Origin of the sequence: Streptomyces sp. NPDC047042 (assembly GCF_040644035.1) — a bacterium.
Classification (GTDB): Bacteria; Actinomycetota; Actinomycetes; order Streptomycetales; family Streptomycetaceae; genus Streptomyces.
Window position 1 is genome coordinate 186,761 of record NZ_JBEYVP010000014.1, and the last position, 25,748, is coordinate 212,508.

General features: G+C 71.3%; 16 protein-coding genes and 1 pseudogene. 6 read left to right on the forward strand and 11 right to left on the reverse strand.

The features are described 5' to 3' along the window. Nucleotides 1-162: 162 nt before the first annotated feature. Nucleotides 163-825, forward strand: coding sequence for a DUF305 domain-containing protein (locus tag ABZ855_RS18510; RefSeq protein WP_360807993.1), 663 nt, complete (start codon nt 163-165; stop codon nt 823-825). 44 nt (nt 826-869) lie between these two features. On the opposite strand, the gene ABZ855_RS18515 is transcribed toward ABZ855_RS18510, so the two are convergent. Further along, nucleotides 870-1,349, reverse strand: coding sequence for a DUF6214 family protein (locus tag ABZ855_RS18515; RefSeq protein WP_360807995.1), 480 nt, complete (start codon nt 1,347-1,349; stop codon nt 870-872). A gap of 204 nt (nt 1,350-1,553) precedes the next feature. Between ABZ855_RS18515 and ABZ855_RS18520 the strand changes: the two genes are divergently transcribed. Both ABZ855_RS18520 and ABZ855_RS18525 read left to right on the forward strand, forming a co-directional pair. Then, nucleotides 1,554-2,897, forward strand: a complete 1,344-nt coding sequence (locus tag ABZ855_RS18520) for an FAD-dependent oxidoreductase (protein ID WP_360807997.1) — start codon at nt 1,554-1,556, stop codon at nt 2,895-2,897. A gap of 56 nt (nt 2,898-2,953) precedes the next feature. Further along, nucleotides 2,954-4,018 (forward strand): annotated as a pseudogene (locus ABZ855_RS18525) (nucleobase:cation symporter-2 family protein); the annotation flags it as partial. A gap of 50 nt (nt 4,019-4,068) precedes the next feature. Here the strand turns inward: ABZ855_RS18525 and ABZ855_RS18530 are convergent. The 3 genes from ABZ855_RS18530 to ABZ855_RS18540 form a co-directional block, all read right to left on the reverse strand. After that, on the reverse strand, nt 4,069-6,459 hold the full coding sequence (locus ABZ855_RS18530) for a SpoIIE family protein phosphatase (protein WP_360807999.1): 2,391 nt from the start codon (nt 6,457-6,459) through the stop codon (nt 4,069-4,071). A gap of 43 nt (nt 6,460-6,502) precedes the next feature. Next, nucleotides 6,503-7,741, reverse strand: a complete 1,239-nt coding sequence (locus ABZ855_RS18535; RefSeq protein WP_360808076.1) for an SGNH/GDSL hydrolase family protein — start codon at nt 7,739-7,741, stop codon at nt 6,503-6,505. Nucleotides 7,742-8,541: 800 nt separating this feature from the next. Beyond that, complete coding sequence (locus tag ABZ855_RS18540; protein ID WP_360808001.1) at nt 8,542-9,876, reverse strand: PHB depolymerase family esterase; 1,335 nt, start codon at nt 9,874-9,876, stop codon at nt 8,542-8,544. 447 nt (nt 9,877-10,323) lie between these two features. Here ABZ855_RS18540 and ABZ855_RS18545 point away from each other — a divergent pair, with 447 nt between their 5' ends. Both ABZ855_RS18545 and ABZ855_RS18550 read left to right on the forward strand, forming a co-directional pair. Beyond that, nucleotides 10,324-11,304 (forward strand): polysaccharide lyase family 1 protein, encoded by a 981-nt coding sequence (locus tag ABZ855_RS18545; protein ID WP_360808003.1) that lies wholly within the window; start codon nt 10,324-10,326, stop codon nt 11,302-11,304. A 79-nt stretch (nt 11,305-11,383) separates the two neighbouring features. Continuing rightward, nucleotides 11,384-12,190: a pectate lyase gene (locus ABZ855_RS18550; RefSeq protein ID WP_360808004.1), complete on the forward strand. Its 807-nt coding sequence runs from the start codon at nt 11,384-11,386 to the stop codon at nt 12,188-12,190. 113 nt (nt 12,191-12,303) lie between these two features. Here ABZ855_RS18550 and ABZ855_RS18555 read toward each other — a convergent pair whose 3' ends face one another. Further along, a complete protein-coding gene (locus ABZ855_RS18555; RefSeq protein ID WP_360808006.1) occupies nt 12,304-12,870 on the reverse strand; it encodes a hypothetical protein in 567 nt (188 codons plus the stop codon). Nucleotides 12,871-13,081: 211 nt separating this feature from the next. Between ABZ855_RS18555 and ABZ855_RS18560 the strand changes: the two genes are divergently transcribed. Further along, complete coding sequence (locus ABZ855_RS18560) at nt 13,082-14,167, forward strand: exo-alpha-sialidase (RefSeq protein WP_360808008.1); 1,086 nt, start codon at nt 13,082-13,084, stop codon at nt 14,165-14,167. A gap of 97 nt (nt 14,168-14,264) precedes the next feature. Here ABZ855_RS18560 and ABZ855_RS18565 read toward each other — a convergent pair whose 3' ends face one another. The 6 genes from ABZ855_RS18565 to ABZ855_RS18590 form a co-directional block, all read right to left on the reverse strand. Further along, a complete protein-coding gene (locus tag ABZ855_RS18565; protein WP_360808010.1) occupies nt 14,265-16,826 on the reverse strand; it encodes a vWA domain-containing protein in 2,562 nt (853 codons plus the stop codon). 133 nt (nt 16,827-16,959) lie between these two features. After that, on the reverse strand, nt 16,960-18,879 hold the full coding sequence (locus tag ABZ855_RS18570; RefSeq protein WP_360808012.1) for a DUF6519 domain-containing protein: 1,920 nt from the start codon (nt 18,877-18,879) through the stop codon (nt 16,960-16,962). 10 nt (nt 18,880-18,889) lie between these two features. Then, on the reverse strand, nt 18,890-19,444 hold the full coding sequence (locus ABZ855_RS18575) for a hypothetical protein (protein WP_319203084.1): 555 nt from the start codon (nt 19,442-19,444) through the stop codon (nt 18,890-18,892). 76 nt (nt 19,445-19,520) lie between these two features. Next, entirely contained in the window at nt 19,521-23,627 is a 4,107-nt protein-coding gene (locus ABZ855_RS18580) for a phage tail protein (RefSeq protein ID WP_360808014.1), read from the reverse strand. Then, complete coding sequence (locus tag ABZ855_RS18585; protein ID WP_360808016.1) at nt 23,624-25,240, reverse strand: baseplate J/gp47 family protein; 1,617 nt, start codon at nt 25,238-25,240, stop codon at nt 23,624-23,626. Before ABZ855_RS18585 ends, ABZ855_RS18580 begins: the two co-directional genes overlap by 4 nt. Nucleotides 25,241-25,337: 97 nt before the next feature. Next, entirely contained in the window at nt 25,338-25,703 is a 366-nt protein-coding gene (locus ABZ855_RS18590) for a GPW/gp25 family protein (protein WP_360808018.1), read from the reverse strand. Nucleotides 25,704-25,748: the final 45 nt, after the last annotated feature.

Genomic DNA, 25,748 nt, shown 5'->3' on the forward strand with positions numbered 1-25,748 from the left:
AACGGTTCACGGTCCTCCGAAGTATCGTCTTCATCATGCACCGATCAACACAGAGCAATGCACTTGTAATGAAAGTTTCTGATCACCGGCGAATGGAAGCGTGCTAGGACGGACACAGCACTCACGAGGTGTCCCTCAACCCACCTGACCCAGGAGGCTGTTGTGCCCGTCCGTCGCGCGTCCCGTACCTGGCGCCCGGCCCTGGTCGCGCTCGCGCTCGCCCTCACGCTCGGCGCCTGCGACTCGGACTCGTCCTCGGAGGCCGACGGAAAGGCCAAGTCCGCCACGGCGACCGGGCCTTCGGTGATCGCGCCCGGCCTGCCCGGCGAGGCGGCCCGGACGCTCTCCCCGGAGGAGGCGAAGGCCGCGCTGCCCGACGACTCTCCCAACTCGGCGGACATCTCGTACGCCCGAAGAATGATCGAGCACCACGCGCAGGCGATCGAGATCACCGAACTCGTCCCCGAACGCGCCGGGTCGACACCGGTGAAGCGGCTCGCCGAGCGTATCGCCGCCGCTCAGCGTCCCGAAATCGCCGCGATGCAGGGCTGGTTGAAGGACAACGGCGGCGACGAGAAGAGCACCGGGCACTCCCATGAGGCGATGCCCGGCATGGCGACCGAGGCGCAGCTCGCCAACTTGCGCGCGGCGAAGGGGAAGGCGTTCGACGAGCTGTTCCTCACGCTGATGATCACGCACCACGAGGGGGCCGTCACCATGGCCACCGAGGTGAAGGGACAGGGCAACAACGTCCGCGTCGAGGAGATGGCCGACGATGTGATCGCCCAGCAGACGAGCGAGATCAACAGGATGCGCGGAATGTAGCCGGACACACCCGAGTCGGCCCGGCTGCCCCCGAACACCTCTACTCAGCGCCGAGCATGACGAGGCGTCAGATATCCCGCGTCCCGCGCCTGCGAGATCAGCCTGAGCGACCGGCGCCGGCTGTGCCCGGTCGCGCACATCACGGCGAGAACGGGGTCGGTGCCCTCTTCCTGGGCCGCCCGGTACTCCTCCGCGACCAGCCGGCGGCCCTCCATGCCGCGCGGCCAGGCGGGCCGGGCGCGCCGGGGCCGCAGGCCCCCGGCACCTTCACCTTCCCCGCCCATCCCGGGCCCGTCCCCGCACGCCTCGTGGAGCGGACCCTCGATCCAGTCCGCGAGAGCCGCCAGATCGTCGAGCGACAACGCCGGCTGCGCCCGTACGTCCTCGATGGACACGCCCGCCTCGCGCACCACGGCGAGTACGTCGACCTGGGCGCCGTCGGTGAAAGCGAGCCGTACGTCGAACCACGCCGTCGTCGCCGAACCCTCGTGCTCCTGCACTTCCCAGGCGGGCCGCACCGTCACCGCTCCCTGCGTCGGACAGCGACCGGAAAGATGAAGAAAGGATCCTTCTAGCACATACGGAACGTAACCGCATCATCACATTCCATACGAACGGACACGCGCGCCCGCTGCGCCCGGCACCCTGTCAGCGCAGCTCGGACGGTGCGATCCTGAAGGTGTCAGCAACAGGGAGTTCCGCAGTATCCCGCAGTGAGGGGTTTTGCCGTGCTGCGTGTCGCCGTCGTGGGTTCGGGTCCGAGCGGGGTCTACACCGCCCAGAGCCTGGTCCAGCAGGATCCGGAAGTACTGGTCGACGTCCTCGACCGGCTGCCCGCGCCGTACGGTCTGGTGCGGTACGGGGTGGCGCCGGACCACGAGAAGATCAAGTCGCTGCAGAACAATCTGCGTACGGTCCTGGAACACGAACGAGTGCGTTTCCTGGGCGGCGTCCGGGTCGGTTCCGGGCCGGGTGAGCTGCCGGGCGCCCGGCTGCGGGAGCTGTATCACGCGGTGGTGTACTGCGTGGGCGCCGCCACCGACCGTCACCTCGGGATTCCCGGTGAGGAACTGCCGGGCAGCTGGTCGGCGACCCAGTTCGTGTCCTGGTACAGCGCCCATCCGGACGCGGTCGACGACGGCTTCGTCCGCGAGGTGCGCTCCGCCGTGGTCATCGGCGTCGGGAACGTGGCGGTCGACGTGGCCCGGATGCTGGCGCGCGGCCCGGCCGAACTGAGCCCCACCGACATACCTCAGGCGGCCCTCACCGCGCTGAGCGCGAGCCGCGTGACCGACATCCACATGGTGGGCCGGCGCGGCCCCTCGCAGGCCCGCTTCACCACCAAGGAACTGCGCGAGCTGGGCGCCCTGCCGGACACCCGGGTCGTCGTGGACGAGGCCGAGCTGTCGCTCGACCCGGGCTACACGGACCCTTCCGCCCTGCCCGCCGTTCAGCGCCGCAACGTGGAGGCGCTGCGCGGCTGGGCGGCCCTGCCGCCGACGGAGACGGCCCGCCGTATCCGGCTGCGCTTCTTCCGCCGTCCGGTCGAACTGCTCGCCGACAGCGGCCGGGTGGGCGCGGTGCGTTTCGAGCGGACGGCACCGGACGGGACCGGTGGCGTGACGGGCACCGGGCAGTACGAGGACATCGAGGCGCAGCTCGTACTGCGCTCGGTCGGCTATCGCGGGGTGCCGGTCGACGGACTGCCGTTCGACACGGCCACGGGCACCGTTCCGCATCTCGAGGGCCGCGTCCTGCGCGACGGCCACCCCTCCCCCGGCGAGTACGTGGCCGGCTGGATCAAGCGCGGCCCCACGGGCGTCATCGGCACCAACCGCCCCTGCGCCAAGGAAACAGCGACCTCCCTGCTCTCGGACGCCGCCGTACTCGTACGACAGGAGCGGCTGGATGACCCGCTGACGGCACTGCGCGCGGCGGGTTTCCGACCGATCGACTGGACAGGCTGGCAGTCCATCGAACAAGCCGAGGCGGAGCTGGGGGCCACCCTGGGCCGAAGCACGGTCAAACTCCCCGACTGGGACTCACTACTGAGAGCCGCACGAACCCCCTAAGGGGCGCGGGGAACTGCGCGACAAGCCCCCACCGGCCCGCAGATCAAGAACACCCAATGGGGCACGACACACACCGGCCACAGCCAAGCAATCAACAAACTGTTCAATCCATGTACGCCGGCGCCGTAGCCGTCCCCCTGATCGTCGGCGGAGCCATGAAACTCTCGCCCGCCGACCTGGCGTACCTGATCACCGCCGACCTCCTGGTGTGCGGCATCGCGACGCCCCCTCCCCGCGATCTACGGCGCGGTGATCGTCGCGGGCCTGGCGATCGTCCTGCTGGCGCCCGTCTTCGGGCGGCTGCTGCGCTTCTTCCCGCCCCTGGTGACCGGCACGGTGATCCTGATCATCGGTCTGTCGTTGCTGCCGGTGGCGGGCAACTGGGCGGCCGGCGGCGTGGGTTCGGCCGATTTCGGCGAGCCGAAGAACCTGGCGCCGGCCGCCTTCGTGCTGGCCGTGGTGCTCGGGGTGCAGCGGTTCGCGCCGGTGTTCCTGAGCCGGATCGCTGTACTGACCGGCATTGTGGTGGGGCTGGCCGTGGCCGTCCCCTTCGGTTTCACGGACTTCGACGGGGTCGGGGACGCCGACTGGGTCGGTATCAGTACGCCGTTCCACTTCGGGGCGCCCACCTTCGAGGCCTCGGCGATCATCTCCATGCTGGTGGTGGCGCTGGTGACGATGACCGAGACGACCGGTGACCTGATCGCGGTCGGTGAGATGACCGGCCGGAAGGTCGAGCCGCGCTCCCTCGCCGACGGGCTGCGCGCCGACGGTCTCTCCACCGTCCTGGGCGGTGTCTTCAACACCTCCCCGTACACGGCGTACGCGCAGAACGTGGGCCTCGTCGGGATGACCAGGGTGCGCAGCCGCTGGGTCGTGGCGGCCGCAGGCGGCATCCTTGTGCTGCTGGGTCTGCTGCCCAAGCTGGGGGCCGTGGTCTGACGGTGGTGGCGGTCTCGGTGGCCGTGGGCATGCTGCCGGTCGGCGTGCCCACGGTGTACGCGAAGTTCCCGGACTGGTTCCAGACAGTGATGAACAGCGGGATCAGCGCGGGCTGTCTGACGGCGATCGTGCTGAACCTGCTCTTCAACCACCTTGCGGGGAAGGGTGGTTCACCCGACGGCGGCCAGGACGCTGTCGAGAGGCCCAAGGAAGAGGTTGTCCAGGTTTCTCAGAAAGTCGGCGGCAGCGCCTGTTCCGCCCAGATCGTCTTGCCCGTTCCCGACGGGCGGGTGCCCCAGCGGTCGGTGAGCTGGGCGACCAGCAGGAGGCCGCGTCCGCCCTCGTCGAAGGTGCGGGCCCGGCGCAGATGCGGGGAGGTGCTGCTGGCGTCGGAGACCTCGCAGATGAGGGTGCGGTCGCGGATCAGCCGGAGCTGGATGGGGTCGCCGCCGTAGCGGATGGCGTTGGTGACCAGCTCGCTCACCACCAGCTCCGTGACGAAGGCGGCCTCGTCGATGCCCCAGCGGGTGAGCTGGTCGGTGACGTGTTTGCGGGCGGTGGCGACCACGGCCGGGTCGGCGGGCAGGTCCCACACCGCGACCTGTTCGGCGTCCAGGGCCCGGGTACGGGCGACCAGCAGGGCGACGTCGTCCCCCGGTGTCTCCGGCAGCAGGGTGGCGAGCACGGTGTCGCAGATCTCCTCCAGGCTGTCGGCCGGAGCGGCAAGGGCCGTGCACAGGGCGGCTGTTCCCGTGTCGAGGTCGAGATCGCGGGCCTCGACCAGACCGTCCGTGTAGAGGGCGAGCACGGCGCCCTCGGGCAGTTCCAGCTCGGTCGCCTCGAAGGGCAGCCCGCCGACGCCGAGCATGGGGCCGGCGCTCACCTCGATCACCTCGACCCTGCCGTCCGGGTACAGGACGACGGGCGGCGGGTGCCCGGCGGCGGCGAGCGTGCAGTGCCGCGACACCGGGTCGTAGACCGCGTACAGACAGGTCGCGCCGATCTCGCCGGACTCGCCGCTCTCGTCCGTGCCGAGGTGGCCGACCAGGTCGTCCAGGTGGGTGAGCAGTTCGTCGGGCGGCAGATCGACGTCCGCCAGCGTCCAGACCGCCGTACGGAGTCTGCCCATGGTCACGGAGGCGTGCAGGCCGTGGCCGACGACGTCCCCGACGACCAGCGCCACCCGGGTCCCCGACAGCGGGATCACATCGAACCAGTCGCCGCCGACGCCCGCCTGGGAGAGCGCGGGCAGATAGCGGGAGGCGGACTCGACGGCCGCCTGACCGGCCACCGTCTGGGGCAGCAGGCTGCGCTGGAGAGCCAGGGCGGTCGTGCGCTCGCGGGTGTAGCGGCGGGCGTTGTCCACGCAGACGGCCGCGCGGCTGGCCAGCTCGCGGGCCAGTGACGCGTCGTCGTCGTCGAAGACATCCGGTTTCTCGGCGGTCAGCAGCCGCACGAACACGGCCACGCCCAGCGTCGTACCGCGCGCCGTCAGCGGTACGGCCATCAGCGCGAGGTCGTAGGGATCGGCGCCGTCGTCGGTGCGCAGTTTCGCGGAGCGGGCCGTGTGCCGGCCGAACCAGCGGTCCAGGTCCGGGTCGCCGGTGCGGGCGAGGACGGGCAGGCCGGTGGCGAGGGCGCGGGCGGGCGGCGAGTACGGCGGGTAGACGTCCGCGGCGCCGAGGCCGATCGCCGCCTCCGGTACCCCGGCCGTGAGCGAGTGGTGGGCGACCCGGCGCAGCTCGACCTCGGCGTCCACCTGCCCGGCCGCCGGTTCGTCGCCCTGGAGCACCGAGTCCAGCAGGTCGACGCTGGCGAAGTCCGCGAGCCGGGGGACCACGAGTTCGGCGAGCTCACGGGCGGTCCGGACGACGTCGAGCCGGGTGCCGATGCCCGCGGCGGCCTCGTTCAGCATGGCCAGCCGCTGCCGGGCCCAGTGCTGCTCGCTGCTGTCGAAGGCGGCGAGCGCGACGCCGAGTATTTCGTCGGCCGGGTCGCGCAGCGGCCACATCTCGATGTTCCAGGCGTGCATGCGCCGCCCCGAGGGCGACCGGGTCCAGCTCTCGTAGTGGACCGGCTGCCCGGTCTCCGCGACGATCTCCAGATGGCGCTGGAAACCCCGGCTGTGCTCGGCGTCCTCGACGGTGTCGGGGTAGCGGCGGTGCAGGAACTCGGCTTCGGAGCGGCCCATGACGGCGCAGGCCACGTCGTTCATCCGCAGGTAGCGCTGCCCGGTGTCGAACACGGACATCGACATGGAGGCCTGCCGGAACGCCAGCTCGGCCAGGTCCCGCCCCTCGTCGTCGGGCGCCGCCGTGACGACGTACGCCCGCTGCTCCCCGGACACCGGAGACAGGCGCAGCGCCAGCTCCAGGCGGCGCCCGTCCCGGTGCCGTACGGGCACGACGGCGGTGCCGGACGCGCGCAGCTCCCGCCAGGCCCTGCGCGGGTCGTCGGCGGCCAGCCGTGCCGCCGGGTGGCCGGTGACCTCGGCGGCGGTGTGCCCGGTGAGCCTGCGGGCGCCTTCGCTCCAGCCCGTGAGAGTGCCGTGCGCGTCGATCACCGCCAGTGCGTCACCGGCCGGGACCACCCGCTGTTTCCCGCGCGGCCCATTCACCATATGCCCAAGAATGAGGGCATAGGTGACGGTCAACAACCCGGGATCAGCTCTTCCTGAACCAGCGTGCGGGGACGGCGGCGGCCAGCGTCCGGTACCCCTCGGGGTTGAGATGCAGCCAGTCCCCGTCGTGGAGGTCCGGGCGCAGCCGTCCCGGGTCGGCCGGATCGCGGACCGCCCGGTCGAAGTCGACGACCGCGTCGAAGGCACCGGCGGTGCGGATCCAGTCGTTCACGGCCTGCCGGGTCGTCTCGCGCAGGCCCGCCGGATCGTCGTACGGCGTGTTGCCGCGGAAGGGCGTCAGGGTGGCGCCGTAAACGCGGATGCCCTGGGCGTGCGCCCGTACGACGATCTGCCGGTAGGCGGCGATGAGGTCGTCGGTGACGCGCTGCTGGGCGGCGGGGGTGGCCTCGGCGGTGCCGATGTCGTTGACGCCCTCGAAGACGATCAGCCAGGAGACACCGCTGTGCGCGAGGACGTCCCGGTCGAGCCGGGCGAGGGCATTGGGCCCGAGACCGTCGTTGAGGACCCTGTTGCCGCCCGCGGCCTGGTTGAGTACGGCGATCCGGTCGCCGCCCGGCAGACCCCTGAGCCGGTCCAGGAGCTGATCGGGCCAGCGGTTGTTGCCGTTGGTCGTGGAGCCCCGGCCGTCGGACAGTGAGTCGCCCAGCACGGCGACGGCCCGTGTGTCCCGTCCGGAGAGCACCTCGACGTCGCTGAGCAGGTACCAGTGGTTGACCGGGGTGGCCCCGGTCAGATCCTGCTCGGCGGTGCCGTCACCGGTGCGCAGGTACGAGGTGGTGCGCGAGCCCGGGTGCGAGGTGAGCGCGAGGGAGGCCTGGCCGCTCGCGAGGTACGTCGTCACGGTCAGGTTGCTCGCGGGGCGCAGCCCGAAGTCCAGCGGGTCGGAGACCACCTGGGCCCCGGCGGGGACGGTGGTGGACCGGCGCCCGGCGAACGTCACCTCGCGCAGGGTCCCGGGTTCGACCGCGCTGACCCCGGCCCGGCCGGCCAGCGGAAGGGCGACCGTCACGGCGGTCAGCGGCAGAGGGGTGGTGCCGAAAGCGTTGGAGAAACGCAGCCGGACGCGCTCGCCGCCGGTGGAGACACGCACCGTCTGACGCAGGGTGGTGTCGACGAGGACGGAACGCTCCCCGGTGAAGGGCGGGGGCGGCATGTTGCCGGGCTCGGTGAGCTGGGGCATCGACGTCCAGGTGTTGACCCAGTGCGGGGCGGACCGGCCCGGGCCGGCGGCCTCCTGCTGCGGGCTCCTGACCAGGGCCACCACGGCGGAGGACGCCACGGCGAGGGTCAGCACGAACACGCAGGTGGCGACCGCGTAGGCGAGCACTGCTCTGCCGGACCGCCGCTGGGACCTGGGCGACTGCGCGAGATGGGGCGACTTCACGGGCCGGGTGCCTTCCTTGTCCGGGGAGTTCTGTTCGGTTCGGTTCCTGTCGGTTCCGGCGGGCGCCTGGTTCGACCCACCGGGCACCGCTGCCCGCCGCCGGGCGTGTTCTGCGGACCCCGTGCGGGCGCCGAGCGCCTTCTGCAAACCCTGGGTGCCTTCTGTGAGCCGTCGAGCATCCTGTCCAGGCCGTCGGCTGCCCGACGCCGGCCATTGATCGCAGACCATCGAGCGTCAAACTTGACCCCGGCGCCTGGTTCGGACCGCCGGACACGTGGTGCAAACCGTCGGGCGCGTTCGGATCGCCGGACGGGTGGTTCAAACCGCCGGGCGCCTGGTCGGACGCCTGACGCGTGGTGCAAACCGCCGGGCGCCTGGTACAAACCGCCGGGCGCGTGATTCGGACCGCCGCACGCGTGGTTCGCATCGCCCGGCGCCCGGTTCGGACCGCCGGACACGTGGTTCGCATCGCCCGGCGCCCGGTTCGGACCGCCGGACACGTGGTTCACACCGCCCAGCGCCCGGTTCGGACCACCGGACACGTGGTTCACACCGCCCAGCGCCTGGCTCGGACCGCCGGACGCGTGGTGCAAACCGCCGCGCGCCTGGCCCGGATCGGGCCGAGCACCAGCGATGACCGGGTGCGCGCTCGTGGCACGCACCCGGCGGTGTGGGGCTCAACCGGCCGTGCAGGCCGTTCCGTTGAGCGTGAAGCCGGACGGCGCCGCGCTGTTGCCCGTATGGCTCGCCTGGAACCCGATGTTGACGCTCGCGCCGGGCGCGATGGCCGCGTTGTACGAGACGTTGGTGGCCGTCACCGCACCCGAGGCGGGGGCGTAGGTGGCGCTCCAGCCGGAGGTAATGGTCTGGCCGGCGGGCAGGGTGAAGCCCAGTTTCCAGCCGTTCACGGCCGTCGTGCTGTTGTTGGTGATGGTCACCGAGGCGGTCAGCCCGGTGTTCCAGGCGTTGGTCGTGGCCGCGACCTTGCAGGGGCCGGCCGGCGGTTGGGGCACGGTGCCGCCGCTGTCCAGGCCGAAGAAGGTGATCACTCGGGCGGCCATACCCGTGGTGATCAGGTTGTGGCCGACCCCCTGGAGGCTGATGGCCTCGACGGGCGCCTTGTCACCGGTGGAGCCGTACCGGGTGCGGGTCCAGCCGGACTGGGGCGAGTCGGTCGCGGCCGGCGTCTGCGTGAGCCCCTGCACATTGGTCCACTGCTTGATCATCTCCCCGAAGTTGGGGTAGCGCAGGGTGTCGTCCTCGGTGCCGTGCCAGAGCTGCATACGCGGCCGGGGCCCGGTGTAGCCGGGGTAGGCGTTGCGCACCAGGTCGCCCCACTCCTGCGGGGTGTGGATCACCGTCCCCTGGGCGCACTCGCTGTTCCACTCCGAGCCGTTGGTGGTGGCGAAGCAGCCGAACGGCACGCCCGCGAAGGCGGAACCGCCCGCGAAGACGTCCGGGTAGTCGCCGAGCAGGACGTTGGTCATCATCGCGCCGGAGGAGACGCCGGTGGCGAAGACCCTGCTGGTGTCGGCGTTGTAGGTCCGGGTGACCCAGTCGACCATGGACTTGATGCCCACCGGGTCACTGCCGCCGCCCCGGGTGAGCGCCTGCGGCGAGGAGACGTCGAAGCACTTGCTGCTTCGGGTGACGGACGGGTAGATCACGATGAAGCCGTAGCGGTCGGCCAGCGAGGCGTACTCGGTGTTGGAGTAGAACACCGGCCCTGAGCCGGTGCACCAGTGCACGGCCACCAGAACCGCGGGGCGGGCGGTGACGGTGTCCGGGACGTACACGTACATCTGCAGGTTGCTCGGGTTGGCCCCGAAGCCGGTTATCTCCGTGAGCGTGGCGGCCGCCGCCGTGGGGGTCTCCGCGGCCGTTTCGGTGCGGGCCGAAGCCGCGGGCGCGGTGAGGAATGTCGCCGCGAGTAACGGCAGCAGGCCTGCGAGAAGCGCGACGAGCACCGAACGCAGCGGTCTTCTCGCGATGTTGCCGACAGTGGTGGACACGTCCTGGTCCCTTCCTGATCACGGCTCGTGGGGTGACGCGTGGCGGAAGTCGGAGTCCCGCTGAGCGGGGCTGCCCGTTCCGCATCGTGGCATGAGCATGGCCTTCATGGAAGCGCTCCCACCCTTCGAAAAAATTCGCTGACCAGCGGTTGCAGAACCGACCGGCACGCATTGCGCGCAAAGCGTTGACCAGAAAGCGCTTACCCCCTACCTTCCGTTCATCGATGTGACCCATCGATGTCGATTCACATTCGACGGGACGCCCCGGAACGCACCGCCACAGGGACTGCGCACTCCCTGAAGCCGTGCCGTCCCCCACTCCGGGCCCTCCGTCGCCGCTCCGCCGGTACGCGCACAGCACACGCCATGGCGCACAACCCAGTGATCGATGTTCATGTGACTGATCGCCCCCTCGGTCAGTCAGCCCTCCCGAAGGGACGCACCCGCATGCGCACACGCCCCCCACGTACACAGAAGCAAAGATCAATGGCGGCGGCAGCCGTGGCCACCGCACTCGCGGCGGCAGCCGTTCTGGCCGCCCCGCAGCCGGCCGGTGCGGCCGAGAACGCACCCGTCGGATTCGGTGCCGGAACGACCGGCGGCGGCAGCGCCACCCCGGTCACCGTGACGACGCTCGCCGCCTTCAGGACCGCTGTCACGGGCAACGCGGCGAAGGTGGTGCGGGTGAGCGGTCTGATCACGCTGAGCGGTCAGGTGGACCTGGGCTCCAACACCACGGTGCTGGGCGTCGGTTCGTCCTCCGGGTTCACCGGCGGCGGCCTCCGGATCAAGGAGGAGACCAATGTCGTCGTCCGCAATCTCAACATCAGCAAGCCGCTGGCGCCTTCGGACGGGGTGACCGTCCAGGAGTCCACGAAGGTGTGGATCGACCACAACTCCTTCTCGGCGGACCGCACCCACGACAAGGACTACTACGACGGTCTGCTGGACATCAACCACGGCTCCGACAACGTGACGGTGTCCTGGAACACCTTCAAGGATCACTTCAAGGGCTCGCTCGTCGGCCACAGCGACAACAACGCGTCCGAGGACACCGGCCATCTGAAGGTGACGTACCACCACAACCACTTCAGCAACGTGTACTCGCGCATCCCCAGCCTGCGGTTCGGCACCGGCCACTTCTACGACAACTACGTCCAGGGCGCCGACACCGCCGTGCACTCCCGGATGGGCGCCCAGATGCTCGTCGAGAACAACGTCTTCCGTTCGACGCTGGTCGCGGTCACCACGAACCGCAGCAGCGACATCGACGGATACGCCAACCTGCGCGGCAACGACCTCGGCGGAGCCGCCACGGAGGTCTCGCGGGTCGGCAGCTTCACCACCGCTCCGTACAGCTACACCGCGGAGCCGGCCTCGACCGTCGTCGCCTCGGTGACCTCCGGTGCGGGTGCCGGAAAGATCTGACAAGTCCGCGTTTCCGGCGAATCCGGCACCTTCGCCGGCTCCCCACACAGCACGACCGACTGGAAGAAGGCATCGGGACATGACTTCTGCGGTACAGCCACGCGCGCGCGGGCGCGCGCTGACGGGCACCCTGGCCACCCTCGGCCTTACGTTTGGCATGATCATGACTAGTGGAGCGCTCTCCCCCGCGAGCGCGGCGACCTGGCCGACCGCCAACGGCAGCCAGGGCGTCTCCTCGACCATCCCGATCTCCGGCACCAAGGACTACGGGATGAAGCGCCTCTACGGCACCGGCGACCTCGGCACCGGCGGCCAGGACGAGGACCAGGGACCGATCCTGGAGCTGGCGGCGGGCGCCGTCCTCAAGAACGTCATCATCGGCGCCCCGGCGGCCGACGGCATCCACTGCAAGGGCAGCTGCACCCTGCAGAACGTGTGGTGGGAGGACGTCGGCGAGGACGCCGCCACCTTCCGCGGCAGCTCCTCGTCGAACGTGTACACCATCTCCGGTGGCGGCGCGAAAGAAGCCAGCGACAAGGTGTTCCAGTTCAACGGCGCGGGGACGCTCAACATCTCCAACTTCGCGGCGAAGAACTTCGGCACGTTCGTCCGGTCCTGCGGCAACTGCTCGACGCAGTACAAGCGGACCATCAACCTCACCAACATCGAGGCGACCTGGTCGGGCGGCAAGCTCGCCGGCATCAACACCAACTACGGCGACAGCGCAACCCTGAGGGGCATCACGATCATCGGGGACACCAGCAAGAAGATCGTCCCCTGCCAGAAGTACATCGGTAACAACACGGGCAAGGAGCCGACCACCAACGGCTCCAACGCGGACGGCACGTACTGCAAGTACTCGTCCGGCGACATCACGTACCGCTGAGCCATCCCCCCTCCGGCGGCTGTACGAGGCGGCCCGCACCCGCCTCGTACAGCCGCCGTCCTCCCGGCCCGCACCCGCTCCCCGCCCTCGCTCTCCCGCCCCCTCGACACGTGTCAGCGCGTGTTGCGGCCCCACATCGGGTCGAACCGCTCCCAGGCCTCGTCCCACTCGTCCATGCGGCGCCGCTCCAGCCGGCCGCGCAGCAGACGCCAGCCGACATACGGCACGGTCGCCCCGCTCCCGCCCGCGAGGGCGCCGACCAGCGCGGACCTGAGGCGGGCCTCGGACTCGGTGGCGGGCTTCGTCACCAGGCGGCCCTGCGGGTCCGTCCAGATCGTCGCCGGGCTGCCCGCGGTGCTGCCCGAGTCGACGCGGGCCTGGCCCGTGTGCCGGGTGCCGTCGGCGGCGGTCCAGCGGATCTTCGCCCACACCTTCTCGCTGCCGACCGTGCCGGGCGCGTCCTCGACGACCAGGGCCGTCACCGCCCGCCACTCGGCGCGTTCCCTCGCGAGCCCCCGCGCGACGGAGTGGGTCGCCACCAGGCCCACAAGGACTCCGGTGAGCACGATGAGTGCCCAGGTGGCCAGCACGGCCCATCCCTCCATGGCATCCACGCGGCGTCTGAGCGGATTCCGCCGCCAACGCCACAGCCACACCCTCGGACCACGGAATGCCGCCATCGAAGGCATCCTCCTCACGCACACACGGACATGCCCTGCCGTCCTCCCATACGCGCGATGTCCCGCCGTTGCTCACGGCTCGGCGGAGTTGTCCGTCACATCCGCCGACAAACCGCGCTGACCTGCGGCGACACCGCTCCCAGAGGTGACTGTCAGTGGTGGGGTGCAGACTGGCCGATGACTGGACAAAGACGTCCCGGAGGTGATCGGCATGACCGAGGTACTGCTCACGGTCGGCACGCGCAAGGGCCTGTTCATCGGGCACCGGCGCGGTGGCACGTGGGAGTTCGACGACAGCCCCTCTTTCAACGCGCAGGCCGTGTACTCGATCGCGATCGACACCCGGCGGGAGATCCCGAGACTGCTGGTCGGCGGCGACAGCGCGCACTGGGGACCGTCGGTCTTCCACTCCGACGACCTGGGCCGGACCTGGACCGAACCGGAGCGGCCCGCCGTCAGGTTCCCCAAGGACACGGGTGCCTCGCTGGAGCGCGTCTGGCAGCTCCACCCCTCGACGGCGGAAGCGGACGTGGTCTACGCGGGCACGGAACCGGCGGCGCTGTACCGCTCCGAGGACCGCGGTGAGTCCTTCGAGCTGGTCCGCCCGCTGTGGGAACACCCCACCCGCTCCCGGTGGGTGCCGGGCGGCGGCGGTGAGGGCCTGCACACGATCGTCACCGACCAGCGCGACCCGCGTGCGCTGACGGTCGCCGTCTCGACGGCCGGGGTGTTCCGTACGGCCGACGGCGGCACGAGCTGGGCCCCGTCCAACTCCGGTGTCTCCGCGGTGTTCCTGCCGGATCCGAACCCGGAGTTCGGCCAGTGCGTGCACAAGGTCGCGAAGGACTCCGCCAACCCGGACCGGCTGTACCTGCAGAACCACTGGGGTGTGTACCGGAGCGACGACGCGGGCGGGCAGTGGACGGACATCGGGGCCGGGCTCCCCTCGACGTTCGGTTTCGCGGTGGCGGCCCATCCGCACCGAGGGGACACGGCGTACGTCTTCCCGATCAACGCCGACGCCGACCGCGTCCCCGCCGACCACCGCTGCCGCGTCTTCCGTACGGCGGACGCGGGCAAGAGCTGGGAACCCCTGTCGGCGGGGCTGCCGCAGGGCGACCACTACGGCACGGTGCTGCGCGACGCGCTGTGCACGGACAACGCTGACCCGGCGGGCGTCTACTTCGGCAACCGCAACGGCGAGGTGTACGCGTCGGCGGACGACGGCGACAGCTGGCAGCAGTTGGCGTCCCATCTGCCGGACGTGCTGTGCGTGCGGGCCGCGGTGATCGACTGAGGACCGGCGGTCGGAGGTTCGGCCGGCAGTCGTCGAGCAGGGGTGAGCGGGTGGGTGCTCCGGGGCGGTGCGGCAGGCCCCGGAGCACCCGGTGGCGTCAGGCGATGCGGATCTCCCGCAGCACGGTTCCGCTCGCCTTGACCCTCAGCCGGGGGCGTTGGCCGGCCCGGAAGAGGACCACCCGCTGGTAGGTGCCGTCGGTGAACACCGGGGCGGGCTCCTTCTTCCAGACGTGCTCGAAGATGCCGTTCTCCAGCGCCCAGATCACCACCCGGTCCTTGTCGGGACCCAGCAGCCCGCCATGGGCGTCCTGGGGCGTCACGGTCACCCGTACCGCCCGCATCCCGCTCGGATGCGAGGGGACGCGGGTCTGTTCGACCTCTGTCTTCCGCACGTCCACCCGGATCCCCGCCAACGCGGCGACGGTCAACTGGCGGCTGAACGGCTGGCCGTTGGTGTCCACGCCCTCCGCGAAGAGCGTCCAGCTGAAGGCTCCCTCCTTGTTCACCCGAGCGAAGGTGTTGGTGTAGTTGCCGTCACCGTCCGGGTCGTGCAGTTCGTTCGTGCCGTCCACGAACAGACCCTTCGGGGGCTCCTCGCAGGGCAGGTGGGGCCACTTGTTGCGGCGCAGCAGCTCCTCGATTCTCGCCTCCCGCTGCGAGGGAGGGTCACGCCGGTCGGACAACGCCTCCATCCGGACGTTGGAGCCGAGGCCGGACAGGGCCGTGCCCATCCCGACGGCGGGCGCGACCAGTTCGGCCCTGATCGTGGCGCCCAGGATCGGTGCCGCGTCGTGCCGCAGCCGTACCGTGAGCTTCATGTCGTCGCCGGTGAGGTAGGCCGGCTTGTCGAGCAGGACGTCCGCCTTGACGTGCAGGTCCTCGAAGGGGAACACCTCCTCGACCGTGAGGGGCTTCGGCACGGGCTGCAGGGGGTTGGTGATGTCGAGATACGTCACCCGCCACTCGATCGCGGCGTCGGTCAGCTCGGGCAGGTCGGAGACCCACGCGGCGTGGTGCGTCTCCGTGCTCTCCGGCGTGACGGAGTACGTCTCGTACTGTCCGGTGCTTGGGATGAGCCGTTCCAGTTTGATGGTGGTGTTCGAGACCGGGTTCTTCGGCACGATCGCGAAGATCAGGCGGTCGGCGCCCGCAGTCGTGGTGAAGTGCGCCATTCCGGCGGCGTCGACGGTCGCGATCGGCCGGTCGACGTCCTGGTTGAGGTTGAGGATCTGGGCGAACGCGGACGCAAGGTCGGCCGCGGTGTTGACGGGCAGGAAGTGCCCGGTCCCGGCGGCGAGATTGCCGAGCACCGTGGTCTCCACCTGCGAGCCGAGGCCGATGGCGAACAGCTGTTTGTGCTCCCTGATCCAGTTGAGGATCTCGCCACGCCTCGGATGCAGTGGGTCGAAGGGCAGGTCGGCGAACTTCTTGATGGTCCCCGGCGGCAGACCGGCCGACGCGCTGGGGTCGTTGGGGCCGACGTAGACGCATCCGGCGTTCTCCTCGCCGTCGGTGACCAGGAGCATGGTGAGCCGCCGGTCGCCGACCGGCCCGGCGTCGGCCAGCAGGTCGACACCCCGGACGAGTCCGTCGCCGATCGGGGTCAGGCTGAGGGGCTGCTCAAGGTCGAGCGTCTTGATTCTGTCCTTCGCTTGGCCGATCTTGGTCAGCGGCATGATGGTCTTGACCAGGTTCGACGGACTGCCTCCGTGCCAGCCCTGCTCGTCGGTGAAGGTCACGATGGCGAGGCTGTCGTCGCCGTGCACGTGTTCCCTGGCCCCCGCGTAGAGGTGGGTGAAGACCCGGGCTGCCGCCACGGCCCGGCTCCAGCGGCTCGGGGAGTCGAGGGCCATGCTGCCGGAACGGTCCAGGACCATGACGACGTGCTGGGGGCGGGCGCTCACCGTGAGTTCGTTCGGGTCACTGGTGCTCGTCAGGAACGCCGTGTTGTTCGGCGTCGTGCCGCCGAAGGCGACGTCGGTAACGAGTCGGATCGTCTGCGGTTCGTAGACGCCCGGCAGTTTCATGTCGTAGTCGCGGGCGGTCAGCACCGGACTGGGCAGGTCGCTGATGGCTATGTCGTGCTCGTGGCGCCACCGGTAGGTGGGCGCGAGGCTCGCGGGCAGGGTCCCGATGACCGTGCCCTGGGTCGCGTCCGCCGAGTGCAGGGTGATCGGCTCCTGTTCCCGCATGGCGGCGGGCGTGCCCTGGAGTTCGGCGCGCGGGTCGCTCGCCAGGTAGTGCATGTTCGTGGTGCCGACGATCGCGTAGTTCAGGGTCCAGCCGATGGGTGCGGACACCTTGGCCCGCAGTTCCCACGTCTGGTTGAAGTCACCGGCGTTGTTGAAGATCTCCACGTTGAGGGCGGTGGGATCGGTGGCCGGTTCGCTGGACACGGTGATGGTGTAGGCGCCCCTGACCACCGGGGAGTTGGGCACGGGCCACAGGGCGACGGGCGCCGGGTCCGGGTTGTTGGTGAACGGCGGCGGCTTGAGGGTGACGGTCAGCCCCGCGGCCGGTGCCGTGTCCGGGAAGCTGATGGTGAAGCCCGTGGCGGTCCCGCCGTCGACGTCCAGGTCGAAGTTGGCGAGGAACGCCTTGGAGTTGTCTATCCGATAGTGATCGAGGGTCGGTTGGCTGACGCCGGGAAACGGCATGCTCTCTCCTTGGGAGAATTGTCCGGTCATGGAATGCGTGGACGCGCTCGGCCGCGCGGCCGTCGGGTGGTGCGGGTTCGCGGTTCTCGGTTCTCGGTTCGCATGCGTGGATGCGGATGCGCGCCGGGTGCCGTCAGACCGTGGGCACGATGCACTTCGCGAAGATGTCGTTGTTGCCCAGCCGATTGGTCTGCCAGAACATCCAGATGCCCTGGCCCGGCACGAAGACGGGAAAGGGCTTGGCGTTGTCCACGTTGTCGAGGGTCAGCCGCAGCGGGCCGCCCACTTCGGTCACGAGGTTGCGGCGTCTACGGAGCACGATCTCGTTGCCGCCGCCCGTCGCCGGCCGCTGCGAGAGCAGATAGAGCGTGTTCTCCGCATCGACGGTCGCGCTCGGCTGCTTCTCCCCGCCTGCCCCGGCGACCGCCACCGGGCTGCTCCAGACGCCGTTGGTGCACACGTACTCCATCAGCGTGCTGCCGCTGTCGAAGAACACCCGGGCGTTGGTGGCGTTGTGGGCCAGGACGAAGGCGTTGGACGAGGCGGGCGCCGGCGTCGAACCGGTCATGTCGACCCCCTGTCCGGGGGACGCGGCGGGGTTGAGCCGCAGGACCCGGAGGTTGGTCCCGTCCGTGTAGGCCGCCCACACCATGCCGTCCGCCACGGACGCGTGCAGGGGTTGCTGCGAGGCGGCGATGTCCTGCAACTGCACGGGCTGGAGGTCGACGAAGGTCTTGGCGACGTGGTCGAAGCGTCGGTAGAACCAGCGTCCGGCCGCCGACTGGTGGGTGAAGAGGACCGCGAAATCGCCGGCCACGACGGCATGCGGCAGGGTGTCGGCGGAGCTCGTCGTGGTGCCGACGTCCTCCTGCGGCGCGGTGTCGAGCCGGCTGAACGGGCCACGCTTCATGTGCACGTCCGCCCCGGTCCCGATGGACGACCCCGTCTGGTAGGCCACCAGCAGCTCGCCGTCCGGCAGTGCCACCGCCGTGGGCTCCTGGTGGACGGCGGTACCGGTGGTGAGGATCGCCGCCTGGGTGAAGCCCGCGCTGGGCTGCGAACGGTCGAGCCGGGAGGCGACCACCTGGAGGGTGGTTCCGCCGGCCCGCTGCGACTGCCAGACCACCACCAGCCCGCCCGCGGTGTCGGCGACGGCGGCCCTGCGGATGAAGTCCGGCTCCGGGGCCGGGGACACCGCCAGGTCCGGCGAGGCCGGGAGCTCGCCCTTGATCAGCGAGTTGATCGCGGAGCGCAGACTGACCAGGGGGCGCCCCTCACCGCGGCGGTAGGCGGCCGGGTCGGCGACGTCGAGGACGTCGGTGAGCAGGTGCGCGGGCGGTGTCAGCAGCCGGCGCTCACGGCGGTCGGAGATCTCGGCGCCGGTGACGGCGGCCTGGCCGCCCCGCCGGTTGAGGCGCGCCAGCGGGTAGTACAGGTGAGCGGGGATGTGATCGGTCGCCCCGGGCGCGGGCAGGACCGACCCGGTCTTGACCCGTACGACCCATTCGCGCACGATCCGCGCACAGGACTCCACACCCATGCCCGGGTGGATGAGGCCTGGTTCCTCCTCGGGGGTGAGCAGCCGTTCCCACATGTCCAGGTAGACGAGGAACTGGGTGGGTCCGGAGGGAGTGGTGAGCGCGGGTGTCACCGGGACGCCGAGCCGGGCGGCCAGGGCCGCGGCGCCGGGACGGCCGGCGTGCAACGGCTGCTGCGAGTAGCGCAGATCGGTGGGGATGATCGCGTCGAGGCCGTCGACGAGGATCCGGCCGACATGGCGCAGCCCCTGGTCGGTGGGCGCGGTGTTCGCGGGCGCGGTGGGCACGCCCGCGGAGATGGTGAAGTCGTTGTCCAGTCCGCCGACGATGCGGAACCCGTCGCTGCCCTCGGGCACGCCGTCGCCGACGTACCACCTGAGATGGGCGCGCAGCTCGAACTTGCGGACGTCGTCGAGTTCGTTGAGGTCGGCGTCGACGAGAGGGACGCCCTGTTGGAGGCGTACGTTCGCGTAGCGGCGCAGGGGGTCGAAGGTGCTCGGTGTGATGATCGCCATGGAGCGCTCCTCAGAACGTCAGCCAGACGGTCCGCTCCAGCGTGCTGTCGCGGTCCTTGGCGATGACGGGATGGGTCACGTAGTTGATCAGGACGGCCGAGCCGCCCAGTTGGGCCACCAGGCCGAACTCGCGCAGATTGCCGGTGACATGGCTCCCGTTGGGCCAGGGCGGGAAGCCCGGGCCGAAGGTCGCCAGGACCTGGAGGCGGTTGGTGGGTGTGGAGGACACCGCGCCCGCGTTCAGGAAGTCGATCTGGAGGGTGGTCAGCCGGAACGGGTTGGGGTCCACCAGGGCGGTCTGGCCGCTGGTCGCGGGCGGCGGACCGGTGCTGTCCCACTGGCTCAGTCCGGCACCCACCTGGAGTCCGATCAGGCCGTTCGCCGCGGGGGTGCCGCGGATGAAGGACGCCAGCAGTTTGCGGCAGTCGCCGACGATGGCGTTGGACTGCCAGCCCCGGTCCCAGCGCACCCGTCCGTCCGGGCCGCGCAGGACGTCCCGGTACTGTCCGCGCAGGGCGGCGGCCGGGTGTTCGGCGCCGTCGTGCCGAGGACCTGTCGTGGTCATCTTCGTTCGCGTCCTTCCGTTCGGGTCGTGCGGGTTCGGGTCGTTCGGGTTCCGGGCTGAGCCGTCGAGGCGTGGGTCAGGTGAACGGCGGCCACCACAGACGCCGGCGCAGGGTGACGGGGTTGTCGAGGTCGACGGCGACGCTGCCGCCGTCGCCGGCGAGGAAGACCTGCCAGCCGGGCAGGGCCACCGCGGTGGCCTCCTCCAGGGGCGGGAGCACCTCGGCGAAGGGGTAGTCGTCCTGGTAGGAGTCGGTGAGTTCGTTGCCCGGGGCGAAGACGATCTCCTCCAGCTCGGTGGACCGCAGGATGATCACGGCGCGCAGGTTCACGGGCAGGAACCGCTCGAGCAGTTGACGCAGCCGTTCGGCGTCCCGGCGGGCCAGCGGGCGCCCGGCCGGTCCCCGGTCGACGTACAGCCCGATGGTGGCCGGGGTGTAGACCTCGTCCGCCGACATCGGCCCGCCGCGGGGTTGTTGCGGGGTGTAGTCGCCGAGGTCCCCGAAGCGGGCCCGGCCGCGGTTGCGGTCCAGGTCGGCCGGGATCGCCGTCACGGATCCGGCGAACCGCCGCAGGGAGGCCTCCTCCGGGGCGCGGCGGCTGGTCCGGGTGTCGTCCGGGCCCGGGATGCCGCCGCCCAGCCTGCCGAGGGCCACGTTGCGGTCGCTGCGGAACAGCAGCCACTCGGTGCCGTCGGGCAGGGTGAAGGGAGCGGGGTGGCCGTCGGAAGCCGTTCCGGGCAGTCGGGGCGTGGGTGGGCCGGCCGTACCGGACGCGTCCACGTCGGTCGACCAGAGGCGGCGGCCCCCGCCTCGGTCGGAGCGGTAGTACACCCGCAGTCCGCCGGACGGCAGGCGGGACAGGGCGGGTTCGCGGTCGGTGGCCCGGGCCGGGGGCGCCGGAGGGCCGGTGACCTGGCTCGGGGCGGACCAGCCGGACGTGAGGGTCCAGTTGCGCAGCCGGACACACCAGTTCTCGCCGCTGTTCGTCTCGGGTTGCCGTTCCGCCCAGGTCAGCCAGAGACGAGTGCCGTCGCCGACCACATGCGGCTCACGGTCGGCAAGCCCGGCGGGGGCGAACCACTGGGGGGCGGACCATGGGCCGTGCAGGCCGCGGACCTGGTCGCCGACCAGTCCGTCCGCGGAGGTGACGCGCCGCCAGACACCGGCTGGGGTTCGGCGGCCGAGTCCCGTCGTGGTGCCCACCCGGACCTCGCCGTCCGGGGCGACCGACACGGCGTGGCAGTCGTTGCCCGGCAAGCCTTCGGCGGTGGTGTGCAGCACGGCTGTGCCCCCGGGGCGCAGTTCGGCGAGGCCGGCTCCGGTGGCGATCCACGCGGTTCCGGTCTGTCCGGGTTCGGGCCGGACGCCGACCGGTGGCGCGGCGAACGCGACGGCGCGGATGTCGCGGACCTCGGCCGGTGGGCTCGTACCCCCGTCCGGGCCGGTCAGGGCCGCGGGCAGGTCGACGAGTGACACCGTGCCGCTGGGGGTGATCCGGGCGATGCCGAGGACGGTGGTGGCCCAGACCGAGCCGTCGGCGGCGGGGGCGACATGCCGGACCTCGGCGGCCGGCAGTCCGTCGGTGGTGCCGAAGACGCGTTGCTCTCCGGCCGGGCCCAGGCGGACGAGCCCGTTGCCGGTGGCGAGCCATACCCGGCCCGCCGTGTCGACGGCGAGGTGCCGGCCGTCCTGCGGGGTGCTCGGCGTGGTCCAGGTACCGTCCGGGCGGCGCCCGCTGACCCCTTGGGCGTGGGCGAACCAGACGGTTCCGTCGCGGGCCACCGTGACCGCCCGTACGTCGTTGTCGGCGAGCCCGCCACCGGTGGAGGCCGTGGTCAGGGCCGTCAGCGTGCCGCCGGTGCGCACGGCGGCGCCGGCGGCGGTGGCGTACCAGGTGGCACCGTCCGCGTCGGGGGCCGTGGCGCGTACGTCGTTGCTGGGGAGGCCGTCGGCGGCGGTGACGGACCGCCAACTGCCGTCGCCCTGCAGGACGCCCACTCCGGCGGCGGTGGCGACGAGCAAGGAGTCGTCCCAGCGTGCGCGGGCGAGCTGCCAGGTTCCCTGGCGGTGGGTGCTCCAGAACAGCCGGACGGCCCCCTGCTGATCGAGTACGGCCGTGCAGTCGGCGAGGCGCCCCGGGGCGACGGTGTCGACTTCGGCGGCCGGCTGCCAGTCGAGTTCGGGTTCCCAGCCTCCCCGGCCGATCATGCGCCGGTCGCCGAACCCGAGCGCGCGGGCGGCGGTGGACTCGGCGAGGTCGGCGCGGAGCACCACTCCGGGGCCGGTCGCGGTGGTGTGCAGGGCCAGCGAGCCGTCCGCCGCGGCGGCCGCGCTCACCCCGTCGAGCTGGGCGTTGACCGCGGCGACGACCTCCTGTGCGGTCGCGGCCCCCGGGTCGGCGTAGTCGGCCGGGTGCACGGTGAACACCTCGGTGGCTCCGTATCCGGTCAGGGTCATCCGGGTGCCGGGGACGAGCCGGAACGGGGCTGCGGTCTCGCCGCGCAGCCGCGCCGGGGTCAGTGGCCTGCTCGTGCCGACCCGCCAGCGCAGCCGGGCGGCGGGCGTGTCGGGATGCTCCACCCAGGACAGCCAGAGCCGTCCGTCCGGCAGCGCGACCACCGCGGGGTCGGCCTGGGCGGCGACCGGCCGGTCCTCGACCTGCTGACCGTCGTACCAGCGCCCGCGCAGCCGGGCCTTGCAGGTCAGCCGGGGTTGTACGGTGCCGGGGCCGATCGTGCCCGCGTGGGCGACCCACAGGCGTCCCAGCGGGTCCAGGTCGGTGGCGATCCGGCCGCGCGGCGCACCGTCGAGGGAGACGAGCCCCGCGGGGGAACCCTCCAGCACGATCCGCGAGTCGGGCCCCTGCAACGGCGAGCGCAGGCGCAGGACCCCGCCCACCGCCTCGGCGCGCAGCCCGTCGGCCAACCGGTCCACCACGGCGGCGACTTCGGCGGCGGTGGCCGCGGACAGGTCGGCGAAGTCGCCGGGGCCGAAGGTGAGGGTGGCGGGAAGTCCCCCGTCGACGGCCACGGTGAGGGTCATCCCGGGGTGCAGGGCGAACGGCTCGCGCAGGGTCCCGGTCAGCTCGGCGGCGTGGGCCTGGGTGCCCACCGCCCGGTCGTTCGGGGGCGCGAAACCGAGAACGGGCGCCGCGTCGTCGGATCCCGCCCAGACCGGTTCGGGGCCTCCCGCCGGGTCGGGCCGACGTACGGCGGCGAAGACGTTGTACTGGGGCGGGTTCCCGGTGCGTGACAGGTGCTGGACGAACTCGGTGACCCGGGTGGACCAGCCGGTGTAGTGGTCGACGACGCTGCGCAGTCCCGGCATGGTGCCCACGGCCGCGTACAGGCGAGGGGCGGTGGCGATCTCGTTGCGTCGGCGGGCGATGTCCTGGTCGGCGGTGAGGTCCCAGCCGATCCAGTCGGCCAGCAGCGGCAGGAACCGCGCGTCCACCGATGTCACGTCGCGCAGTGACCGCAGGCCCTCGGCGGAACTGCGCACGGAATCGAGCCCGGCGCCGAACACGTCGACGAACCTGCGCAGTTGGCCGCCCTTCCCGGCGGCCTCCGGCAGCAGTCCGGTGCCCTCGTCCGGCGGGCGGGTGACCGTGTCGTGGCGGCGGTACACCTCCGGGATCAGTTCGTACAGGGTGCGGTTGTGTCCGTGGGGCGAGCCGGGGGTGGCGGTGGCCAGCAGCGGCTCGCCGGGCCGGCCGGGGGTCTCGAGCCGGTAGTAGTAGGTCGTGCCCGGGTCGAGTTCCGTGCCGGGGCCGCCGACGTCCAGGAGGTCCACCTCGTGGCGCAGCACCCGGCGGTCGGCGGCGAAGACGGTGCGGACGGTTCGGCGCACCATCTCGCGCGGGGCGCCCGTGACCAGTTCGGCGACGGTCACCGTCTGCTCCCTGACGCGCTCGGCGCCCTCGGTCCAGTCACGGTCCGGCAGATCCCGTACGACCAGCACTCCCGGCACTGGGGCGGGAGGGAAGGCGGCGCTGTCGTGGACGAGATACGGATCGGCGCCGTTCGACGGCACGCCCGGAAAGGAGAAGTCGCGCAGTTTGCGCCGCAGGGCGACCGGCGGCGGAACGGCGACGCTCTCCCCCGGCTCCGGTACGAAGGTCCAGCTCACCAGGACACGCCGGCCGATCAGGTCGGCCGTCGCGGTGAACGCGTCGACTCTCATACCGCGCCCGTCCTGACCCGCACGTCGAGTGCGCCGAGGACGGGGATCTCGAACTCCCCTATGTCGATACGGCCTTCGGTCGCGATGTTCGACAGCGCCGCTTCCCGCAGGAACGGCGGGAGTTCCGCGAGCGGGGGCAGGTTGTGCCGGGCGAGCTCGGCGTCGAGGTCGGCGGGCGGCCGGTCGGCCCGGCGCAACGTGGTGATCGTCGAGGACAGCACCCCGGGGACCGCCTCGGCCACGGCGTAGAAGTCGCTCTGGTAAAGGGTCTGCGCGAAGTCCACCCGGTCGAAGGCCAGCAGGCCCGCGATGGCCGCCTCGACATGGCTGGCCACGGCGTCGCTCACGAACCGTTCGTCGGTGAGGAGTTCGATCGTGATGTCCACGGGCACGGCCTGGGCGTCCAGGACGCGTACCAGCGTGCCCGCCATCCGCTTGTCCTCGAAGTATCCGATCAGCCGGTGGCGCAGCGCCTCGGGGACGGGGCGGAAGGAGTCGCCCGCCGGGGCCACGTACAGGTCGATCCGGTTCCAGGAGGCGCTGTACGCCCGGGCCTTGGCGACGGTGCCGGTGCTGTGGGCGAGCGCCACGTAGTCGCTGGTGGTGACCGCGCGGTTGGTGGAACGGAAGGCGAAGGGGGCGTACTTCGCCGCGTGGTCCGTGCGTTCGGCGTCGCCGCCGCCCGCCGCGCCCTGGGGGTTGACCACGGCGCGCAGGGAGGGAACGGGGGTCAGCGGCTGGGTGATCGCCCCCGCGCCCAGGTTTCCCGCCGCGCCCCGGCACACCCGGTAGGAGGCCCGGACGTTGCTGAGGCCCACCGGAGGACGCCGCCCCGCGCCGAACACGACATGCGCGGTGCCGGTGCCGTCGATCAGGAGTTGGTAGTGCCGGGCCTCCGGATGCGAGAACACGGCCCTGCCGTCCGCGGAGATGTCGAAGAGCAGGCTGTCCCTGCGGTCCCAGGTGACCCAGCCCGCACCCTCGTTGACCTGTACGACGACGGAGTCGACCACCACGGTCGGGTCCGGCAGCCGGAACGTCTGGTTGGGTTCACCGGTGGACGAGCCGAGCACCACGTCCTCGACGGCGACGCTCTGCTCCACCGGCAGTCCGTCGTAGTGCACGACGGGCCCGAGGTCCGGGTCCTCGCCGGGCCGAAGCTGGTCGGAGAGCAGGTCGAGGTCCAGGTCCGGCCCCAGATACACGTACTCCAGCACGGCGGCGCCGTCCTGCGACCGGGAGGCGAAACGGCTGCCGTGCGCCACCCTGACCCGCTGGGCGGTCGTGGGGCGGGTGAAGGTCAGCAGCAGGTCGGCGACGGCGGGGACGGCCGGGGAGAGTTCGTAGCCGATCAGCCGGAGCAGGTCGACCACGCTCTGCCGCTCGGTGGCCGTGCCGGGGAACAGTTCGCTGGCGATGCGGTCCTGGTAGTACAGCATCACGTCGCCCGCGTAGGCGAACAGATCGACCATCAGCATGCCCAGGTCGGCGGGTGACTCGTCGGTCCATTCGGGCAGCCGCAGCCGGGCCAGCCGCAGCATGGCGTCCCGCAGGGACCGGAAGTCCTTGTCGGTGTAGTCGATGGCCGGCGGCGTGGCGGGCGGCGTGGTCACGGTGGGCTCCTGGATCGGTTCTTCTGTCTGCTCTTCTGTCTGCGAAGCGGCAGTCGGGGTGTCCCGAGGTGTGTGCAGGGGTGCGTGCCGGGTGCCGTCAGTCCAGCGGCACGATCAGCTGGCCGCCCACGGGCTGGTCGGCGTGGATGTAGTCCAGCGCCAGGCGCAGTTCGCCCTGGTCGTGGCCGACATGGGCCCGGGTGACGACGATGCGCCGTTCCCAGCGGACGACGGCCTCGTGGGCCTGCCTGCGCAGCAGGTCGGCGGTGACGTCGTCGGCGGGCTCGTGGACGAGCGAGTGCACCCTGGTGCCGTACTCGCGCAGCATCGGCCGTTCGCCGAGCCGGGTGAGCAGCAGGATCCGCAGGTCCTCGCGGACCTTGTCGAAGCCGGTGGTCCAGGCGACCCCGCCGGTGCGCGGATCGATCCGGAACGGAAACGCGGTTCCCGCAGCTTCGGGCATGGTGTCCTCCTCGATCGGTGATCGGTAGGGAGTGGGTGGAGCGAG